This is a genomic window from Streptomyces marokkonensis, from assembly GCF_039539045.1.
Lineage (GTDB): Bacteria > Actinomycetota > Actinomycetes > Streptomycetales > Streptomycetaceae > Streptomyces > Streptomyces marokkonensis.
Genome location: NZ_BAABCQ010000248.1, coordinates 1 through 7,780, shown reverse-complemented (window position 1 = coordinate 7,780; position 7,780 = coordinate 1). Strand labels below are relative to the sequence as shown.

Sequence of the window (7,780 nt, the reverse complement as noted above, 5' to 3'; positions counted from 1 at the left end):
CTATTTCCGTTACACAACCGACGGACAGCCGAGGGTTTGCCGCAGGCTGCTTCGCACAGCGCCGTGACAACGCTTCCCTACCTTCGTTCGTGTGCCCCGCGGGCACAGGACGACTACGGACCACAGGCAGTGGGCCGGCGGATGACCAACCGCCGGAATACGGGGATCGGAAGGCGGTTGACCATGGCGCAGGGCGAGGTGCTCGAGTTCGAGGAGTACGTCCGTACCCGGCAGGACGCGCTGCTGCGCAGTGCCCGTCGGCTGGTACCGGACCCCGTCGATGCCCAGGACCTGTTGCAGACGGCGCTGGCGCGGACGTACCGCCGCTGGGAGACCATCGAGGACAAGCGACTGGCGGACGCCTACCTGCGCCGGGTGATGATCAACACGCGGACCGAGTGGTGGCGGGCGCGGAAGCTGGAGGAGGTGCCCACCGAGCAGCTCCCGGAGGCCTGCGTGGACGACTCCACCGCGCAGCACGCGGACCGCGCCCTGCTGATGGACGTCATGAAGGTGCTCGCCCCGAAGCAGCGCAGCGTCGTGGTGCTGCGACACTGGGAGCAGATGTCAACGGAGGAGACGGCCGCCGCCCTCGGCATGTCGGCCGGCACCGTCAAGAGCACGCTGCACCGGGCGCTCGCCCGGCTCCGCGAGGAGCTGGTCGCCCGCGATCTGGACGCACGGGCGCTGGAGCGTGAGGAGCGGGAGCGTTGCGCTGCCTGACCGTCGGCCGGAGCCCCGGAGAGGCCCGGAGGAGTGTGCGGGCGGCGAGTACGGCGGTGGCCGTGTTCGTCGCCCTCGGCGTCTCCCTCTCCGGCTGCGCCGCCGGCGGTACCGGCGCCCGTGACGAGGGCCCGGCCCACGCGGACGCGGTCGGCGGTGTCGCCTCTTCGACCCCCTCACCCGCGGCCTCCCCCTCCAAGGCCCCCGACCGCGTGGACGCGGTGCGGCTCGTCATGGCCGATCCCGAGGTCGCCACGGGGGTCAAGCGCGAGCTGAAGCCGTGCGCCGGTGACCAGTACCCCGTCGACGTGTCGTACGGGCAGGTGACCGAGGGCTCGGCGGAGGACGTCGTCGTCAATGTGCTGACGTGCGGTGACGCGGTGGGTGTGGGCAGTTACGTGTACCGCGAGGAGGACGGCGCGTACCAGAATGTGTTCAAGGCCGAGGAGCCTCCGGTCTACGCGGAGATCGACCGCGGCGACCTGGTGGTGACCAAACAGGTGTACGAGAAGGGCGACCCGGTGTCGAGTCCGTCCAACACCAACGTGATCACGTACCGCTGGGCCTCGGGCCGGTTCACCGAGGAGTACCGCACCCACAACGACTACAGCAACGCCGTGGGGGCCGCACCGAGTGAGGTTCCGGAGGCGGTGCAGGAACCGGAGCCGGAGCCGGATCGCTGACGCGCACGGCACGTGAACCGATCGGGCCGCTCGGACCGATGACCGAGTGAACGCGGTGCGCGATCCCGGCGTCTGCCCGAGTGACCACACATGGCGCGGGTGACCGCACCGCTTCCGGCGACCGCACCCGACCATCACAAACGAGGACTGAGAGCACCGGGATGGCAGACCAGACCCACGTCCTGTTCGTCGAGGACGACGACGTCATCCGCGAGGCCACCCAGCTCGCCCTGGAGCGGGACGGCTTCGCGGTCACCGCGATGCCCGACGGGCTCTCCGGCCTGGAGGCGTTCCGGGCCGACCGCCCCGACATCGCACTCCTCGACGTCATGGTCCCCGGCCTCGACGGCGTAAGCCTGTGCCGCCGGATCCGGGACGAGTCGACCGTGCCGGTGATCATGCTGTCGGCGCGGGCGGACTCCATCGACGTGGTGCTCGGCCTGGAGGCGGGCGCCGACGACTACGTGACCAAGCCGTTCGACGGGGCCGTGCTGGTCGCCCGGATCCGTGCGGTCCTGCGCCGCTTCGGCCACGCCGGCGGCGTCGACCGGGCGGAGGCGGGAACCGCCGCGGACACCGGGGGCGTGCTCACCTTCGGCGAGCTGGAGGTGGACACCGACGGCATGGAGGTGCGCCGGGCCGGGCGGCCGGTGGCGCTCACCCCCACCGAGATGCGGCTGCTGCTGGAGTTCTCCTCCGCGCCGGGCACGGTGCTCTCGCGCGACAAGCTCCTGGAGCGCGTGTGGGACTACGGCTGGGGCGGTGACACCCGCGTCGTCGACGTCCATGTGCAGCGGCTGCGCACCAAGATCGGCCAGGACCGGATCGAGACGGTCCGTGGCTTCGGCTACAAGTTGAAGGCCTGAGCGGGGACACAGGGATATGCGGGGGTTCTTCCAACGCCAGACCGCCTCGCCGCAGGGGCGCCCGGACGACCACGCGGGCGCCCCGGCGGTGCCGAGCGCCCGTCCGGGGCCGAGTACGCGCGCGAAGCTGAGGACGCGCGCGGATCTGGGCATCCGCATCCGTACGGGACTGAGCATCCGTACCGGACTGCGCTGGAAGCTCAGCGCGGCCATCGCGCTGGTCGGCGCGCTGGTGGCGGTCGTGCTGAGCCTGGTCGTGCACAACGCGGCCCGGGTGTCGATGCTGGACAACGCCCGCGACCTCGCCGACGAACGCGTCCTGGTCGCCCAGCGCAACTACGAGCTGTCCGGGCGGCAGAACTTCCCCAACGCCCGGATCGACGACCCGGCCCTGCCCGCGGAGCTGCGCCGCAAGGTCGAGAACGGGCGGCGCGCGACGTACGTCTCCGACCGGCCGAGCGGTGCCACGGACATCTGGGCGGCGGTGCCGCTCAAGGACGGGCACGTGATGTCCCTGCACACCGGGTTCACCGACCGCAGCGCGGGCATCCTCGAGGATCTCGACCAGGCGCTGGTCATCGGCTCCATCGCGGTCGTCCTGGGCGGAAGCGCGCTCGGTGTGCTCATCGGCGGTCAGCTGTCGCGCCGGCTGCGCAAGGCGGCCGCCGCCGCGCACCAGGTCGCCAACGGCGAGCCGGACATCCGGGTCCGGGACGCCATCGGCGGTGTCGTGCGGGACGAGACCGACGACCTGGCGAGTGCCGTGGACGCGATGGCGGACGCGTTGCAGCGGCGGCTGGAGGCGGAGCGCCGGGTCACCGCGGACATCGCGCACGAGCTGCGCACCCCGGTCACCGGACTGCTGACGGCCGCCGAGCTGCTGCCGCCGGGCCGGCCGACCGAGCTGGTGCTGGACCGGGCGCGGGCGATGCGCACGCTCGTCGAGGACGTCCTGGAGGTGGCCCGGCTCGACGGCGCCTCGGAGCGGGCCGAACTGCAGGACATCATGCTGGGCGCCTTCGTGACCCGGCGGGTGACGGCCAAGGACCCGGACGTCGAGGTACGGGTGGTGCACGAGTCGGAGGTCATCACCGATCCGCGCCGCCTGGAGCGCGTGCTGTTCAACCTGCTCGCCAACGCCGCCCGGCACGGCCGGGCGCCCGTCGAGGTCAGCGTCGAGGGCCGGGTGATCCGGGTCCGCGACCACGGGCCGGGCTTCCCCGAGAAGCTCCTCGCCGAGGGCCCGAGCCGCTTCCGCACCGGCAGCACGGACCGGGCGGGGCGCGGGCACGGGCTGGGCCTGACCATCGCGGCCGGCCAGGCCCGGGTACTGGGCGCCCGGCTCACCTTCCGCAACGTACGGCCGGCGGGGGCGCCGGAGCACGTACCGGCCGAGGGCGCGGTCGCCGTGCTGTGGCTGCCGGAGCACGCGCCGACGAACACCGGAAGCCACCCGATGCTGCCGGACCGAACCCGCGGCGGCTCGCCGGGCCGGTCCTAGAAGGCCGCGCCCTGGGGTGCCGCCGGTCGGCAGTTCAACGGATCAGTGGCGAAGCGTCGGCCACGAACGCTTCGATCGCGAGCCTCGCCCGGGCGTCCAGCGCGTCGCGCTCCGCTCGGTCCTGTGCGGTCGACACGTCCCGCGTGCACTGATAGGCCCGCTCGGCCGCGAGGACCACTTCCCGCTCGTCGGTGAGCAGCTTGACCCGGTAGAGCCCTTGTCGTGTCACCGTTCGCAGGCGGTGTGCTTCATCACGCGCGGTGACGAAGGCCTCTCCGTCCGGATCCTGCTGGCTGCGGTACCAGCGGTCCGCCTGGCCGTGGCGGTAGTCCTCCAGTGCCGCGGCGAACGAACTGTACGTGGCTGTGCGCTCCTGCCGGAGCGCTTCGGACCGCGCGAACAGTTCGTCGCGTCTGGACGCCAGACGCTGGAAGATGTGCGTGATCACGGCACCCATGAGTGTGCCCCCAACCGCTACAACGCTTGTCCATATGGCTTCCACGGCACCAGCTGATCACAAAGGCTGCCGCACGGACACGGCCGGTTCCAGCAGCAGTGTTCCGGCCTCGCGTCGACAACGACGGAGGCCTCCGGGGGCTTGACCACCCGGAGGCCTCGTGACAGCAACGCGCGGCGGACCGCGACGGCGTCAGACCGACGGCGTCAGACCGACTCCGTCACCGGCGCCTTCGCCGTGGCCCCGTCGCTGCCGCCGTCCCCGTCGGCCGGGCCCTCCGACTCCTTCGGTCCCGCTCCCTTCAGCGGTACCTCCTTCACGAAGACCGCCGCGACCAGGGCGACCACCGCCACCACGGCACCCAGCAGGAACGCTCCGTGGGTGCCGGAGGACACCGCGTCCTGGTACGCCACGCGTGCCGCCTCCGGCAGTTCGGCCAGGCTCGCCGCGTCCAGCTGGGCCGACTGCTCCGTCACCTCGGTGCCCAGCGCACCCGCCTTGTCCGACATGACTTCCTGGACACGGTGGTTGAACAGGGCGCCCATGATCGCGACACCGAAGGAGGAGCCGAGGGTGCGGAAGAGGGTGGTGGAGGAGGACGCGACGCCCATGTCCTTCATCTCCACGCTGTTCTGCGCCACCAGCATGGTGATCTGCATCAGGCAGCCCATGCCGAGGCCGACGACGGCCATGTACACCCCGGAGGTGAAGCGGCTGGTGTCGGTGTCCATCGTCGACAGCAGGTAGAGCCCGACGGTCATCAGCGCGCCGCCGGCCACCGGGAAGACCTTGTAGTGGCCGGTGTTGGTGGTGACCCGCCCCGCGACCATCGACGTGACGAGCATCGCGCCCAGCATCGGCAGGAGCAGTAGTCCGGAGTTGGTGGCGGACGCGCCCTGCACCGACTGCTGGTACAGCGGCAGGAAGAGGGTGGCACCGAACATCACGAAGCCGACGATGAAGCCGATCAGGGACATCAGCGTGAAGTTGCGGCTGCGGAAGATGTGCAGCGGCATGACCGGCTCGGCGGCCCGGGTCTGCCAGAAGCCGAACCCGACCAGCGCGGCGACGCCGATACCGATCAGCTCCATGATCCGCGCGGAGGTCCAGGCGTACTCGGTGCCGCCCCAGGTGGTCACGAGCACGACGGCGGTGATGCCGACGGTCAGCAGTGCGGCGCCCAGGTAGTCGATCCGCGCCTGGCTTCGTTTCTTCGGCAGGTGCAGTACGGCGCTGATGGCGACCAGCGCGACCGCGCCGAGCGGCAGGTTGATGTAGAAGGACCAGCGCCAGCCCCAGTGATCGGTGATGGTGCCGCCGACCAGCGGTCCGCCGATCATCGCCAGCGCCATGACGCCGGCCATCATGCCCTGGTACTTGCCGCGCTCCCGGGGCGGTATGAGGTCGCCGATGATGGCCATGACGCCGACCATCAGGCCGCCGGCGCCGAGGCCCTGCACGGCGCGGAAGCCGATGAGCTGGCCCATGTCCTGGGCCATGCCGCTGAGCGCGGAGCCGATCAGGAAGATCACGATCGACGTCATGAAGACGCCCTTGCGCCCGTACATGTCGCCGAGCTTGCCCCACAGCGGGGTGGAGGCCGCGGTCGCGAGGGTGTAGGCGGTGACCACCCAGGAGAGGTGCTCCAGGCCGCCCAGCTCGCCCACGATCGTCGGCATCGCGGTGCCGATGATCATGTTGTCGAGCATCGCGAGCATCATCGCGATCATGAGCGCGAGCAGGACCACCCGCACGCTCCTCGGCTGCTTGACCCCGTCGGCTCCGCCGACGTCGCCGGCCCCTGTCTCCGGTGTGTCCGCCATCGCTCCCACTCCCCCAGCCACCGCTGCGCACTCGCTTGCTTACTTGCCGACCGGCAAGTTGACTACACTGGGGAAAGTAGACTCGCAACTAGCCGGGCGTCAAGTAAGTTTTTCGGAAAGTGCGCGGAACAGGGGGTGCGTAGGAGGATGGGCGGCACGATGGACGGCACCAAGCAGCAGCGACGCCGCGGGGACACCCGCCAGCGCATCCAGGACGTGGCACTCGAGCTCTTCGCCGAGCAGGGGTACGAGAAGACCTCGCTGCGCGAGATCGCCGAGAGCCTGGACGTCACCAAGGCCGCGCTCTACTACCACTTCAAGACCAAGGAAGAGATCCTCGTCAGCATCTTCGAGGACCTCACGCAGCCGATCCAGGGCCTGATCGCGTGGGGGCGGGAGCAGCCGCACACCCTGGAGACGAAGCGGGAGGCCCTCCGCCGGTACGGCGAGGTGCTGGCCGGCGCGGCACCGCTGTTCCGCTTCATGCAGGAGAACCAGGCGACGGTGCGGGACCTGCGCATCGGCGAGATGTTCAAGAACCGCATCCTCGGCCTGCGCGACATCCTCATCGACCCGGAAGCGGACCTGGTCGACCAGGTCCGCTGCATCAGTGCGCTGTTCACGCTGCACGCCGGGATGTTCGTCCTCCAGGACCTGGAGGACGACCCCGAGAAGAGGCGCGCGGCCGTTCTCGAGGTCGCCACCGATCTGGTGACGCAGGCACACCGGGGCGCGGGGGGCGTGTAGCCCCCCGCGCCCCGGTGTCAGCCCTGACCTCAACCCTGGGCCCGGTCCTGGCCTCAGCTCTGCCCTGATCCGGCCAGGACCGCGCTGGATGATCCTTAGACGGTCACGCCCTTGTCCCGCAGGAAGGAGACCGGGTCGACGGCCGAACCGTAGTTCGGGGTCGTACGGATCTCGAAGTGCAGGTGCGGGCCGCTGGAGTTACCGGTGTTGCCGGACTTGGCGATGGACTGGCCGGTCTTCACGACCTGGCCGGCCTGCACGTTGATCTTGGACAGGTGCGCGTACTGGGAGTACGTGCCGTTGCCGTGCTTGACCACGATCGCGTTGCCGTAGGCGGGGCCGTCACCGGCGCCGTTGCCGCCGGCCTTGACGACGGTGCCGCCGTGGGCGGCGACGACGTTGGTGCCGATCGGCACGGCGAAGTCCTGGCCGCTGTGCTTGCTCGCCCACATGCCGCCGTTCTGGGCGAAGCCGGCGGTGAGCTTGTAGTTCTTCACCGGGTCCACCCAGGAGGCGGCCTTCTTCTTGGTGGCCGTCTTCTTGGCGTCGACGGTGCTCGCGCCGGCCTTCGCCGCCTTGGCCTGCGCCGCGGCCTGGGCCTCGACGGCGCTCGCGGCGGTGGAGTTACTGGCCGCCGGGGTGCCGGTGGCGGCCGCGACCCCGGCTCCCAGTGCGACCGAGGCTCCGAGGCCTGCGGCCATCACCGCGGCGCGGGTGCGGACGGTCGTACGGGAAGAACGGGACGTGACACGCGGGAACATTCGAACCTCATGGGGACGGGAACAGAGGGATGCCTTTCCGGCGTGACGCTGATGCGCTCACCGGGCCGGCTCCACATTGGTAACCCGGGGCCCCCGAACCGCACAAAGGTGTGACCTACGACGTTATTTAGTACTTCAGCGCGATACTTCTCGACTCTCGACAGAGACCTCATTGTGGACAAAACCAGCTCAGAGGCCCGCGAATCCCCCATCCACACA

At 70.4% G+C, this 7,780-nt stretch carries 8 protein-coding genes; 5 read left to right on the top strand and 3 right to left on the bottom strand.

Annotation, left to right across the window (positions count from 1 at the left end):
- Nucleotides 1-183: 183 nt before the first annotated feature.
- From ABEA26_RS33730 to cseC, 4 genes are all read left to right on the top strand, one after another.
- On the top strand, nucleotides 184-723 hold the full coding sequence (locus ABEA26_RS33730) for a SigE family RNA polymerase sigma factor (RefSeq protein WP_279566414.1): 540 nt from the start codon (nucleotides 184-186) through the stop codon (nucleotides 721-723).
- Entirely contained in the window at nucleotides 711-1,406 is a 696-nt protein-coding gene (locus ABEA26_RS33725) for a hypothetical protein (protein WP_425587947.1), read from the top strand. The genes ABEA26_RS33730 and ABEA26_RS33725 overlap by 13 nt, the downstream gene beginning before the upstream one ends.
- 161 nt (nucleotides 1,407-1,567) lie before the next feature.
- Nucleotides 1,568-2,272, top strand: coding sequence for a two-component system response regulator CseB (cseB, locus tag ABEA26_RS33720; RefSeq protein ID WP_345597570.1), 705 nt, complete (start codon nucleotides 1,568-1,570; stop codon nucleotides 2,270-2,272).
- A gap of 16 nt (nucleotides 2,273-2,288) precedes the next feature.
- Nucleotides 2,289-3,773 carry a two-component system sensor histidine kinase CseC gene (gene cseC, locus ABEA26_RS33715; RefSeq protein WP_345597568.1) on the top strand — a complete coding sequence of 495 codons (1,485 nt, stop codon included), beginning with the start codon at nucleotides 2,289-2,291 and terminating at the stop codon, nucleotides 3,771-3,773.
- A 34-nt stretch (nucleotides 3,774-3,807) separates the two neighbouring features.
- Here the strand turns inward: cseC and ABEA26_RS33710 are convergent, their stop codons facing one another.
- Nucleotides 3,808-4,230 carry a hypothetical protein gene (locus tag ABEA26_RS33710; RefSeq protein WP_345597566.1) on the bottom strand — a complete coding sequence of 141 codons (423 nt, stop codon included), beginning with the start codon at nucleotides 4,228-4,230 and terminating at the stop codon, nucleotides 3,808-3,810.
- A 206-nt stretch (nucleotides 4,231-4,436) separates the two neighbouring features.
- Nucleotides 4,437-6,053 (bottom strand): MDR family MFS transporter, encoded by a 1,617-nt coding sequence (locus ABEA26_RS33705; protein WP_345597565.1) that lies wholly within the window; start codon nucleotides 6,051-6,053, stop codon nucleotides 4,437-4,439.
- Nucleotides 6,054-6,212: 159 nt separating this feature from the next.
- Here ABEA26_RS33705 and ABEA26_RS33700 point away from each other — a divergent pair, with 159 nt between their 5' ends.
- Entirely contained in the window at nucleotides 6,213-6,800 is a 588-nt protein-coding gene (locus ABEA26_RS33700) for a TetR/AcrR family transcriptional regulator (protein WP_345597563.1), read from the top strand.
- Nucleotides 6,801-6,895: 95 nt separating this feature from the next.
- Here ABEA26_RS33700 and ABEA26_RS33695 read toward each other — a convergent pair whose 3' ends face one another.
- Nucleotides 6,896-7,561 (bottom strand): M23 family metallopeptidase, encoded by a 666-nt coding sequence (locus tag ABEA26_RS33695; RefSeq protein ID WP_345597561.1) that lies wholly within the window; start codon nucleotides 7,559-7,561, stop codon nucleotides 6,896-6,898.
- Between the last annotated feature and the right edge of the window lie 219 nt (nucleotides 7,562-7,780).

Coding starts and splice junctions, on each gene's coding strand:
- ABEA26_RS33700 (WP_345597563.1), top strand. CDS start 6,213: ATGGACGGCACCAAGCAGCAGCGACGCCGCGGGGACACCCGCCAGCGC.
- ABEA26_RS33710 (WP_345597566.1), bottom strand. CDS start 4,230: ATGGGTGCCGTGATCACGCACATCTTCCAGCGTCTGGCGTCCAGACGC.
- ABEA26_RS33695 (WP_345597561.1), bottom strand. CDS start 7,561: ATGTTCCCGCGTGTCACGTCCCGTTCTTCCCGTACGACCGTCCGCACC.
- ABEA26_RS33730 (WP_279566414.1), top strand. CDS start 184: ATGGCGCAGGGCGAGGTGCTCGAGTTCGAGGAGTACGTCCGTACCCGG.
- cseB (WP_345597570.1), top strand. CDS start 1,568: ATGGCAGACCAGACCCACGTCCTGTTCGTCGAGGACGACGACGTCATC.
- ABEA26_RS33705 (WP_345597565.1), bottom strand. CDS start 6,053: ATGGCGGACACACCGGAGACAGGGGCCGGCGACGTCGGCGGAGCCGAC.
- cseC (WP_345597568.1), top strand. CDS start 2,289: ATGCGGGGGTTCTTCCAACGCCAGACCGCCTCGCCGCAGGGGCGCCCG.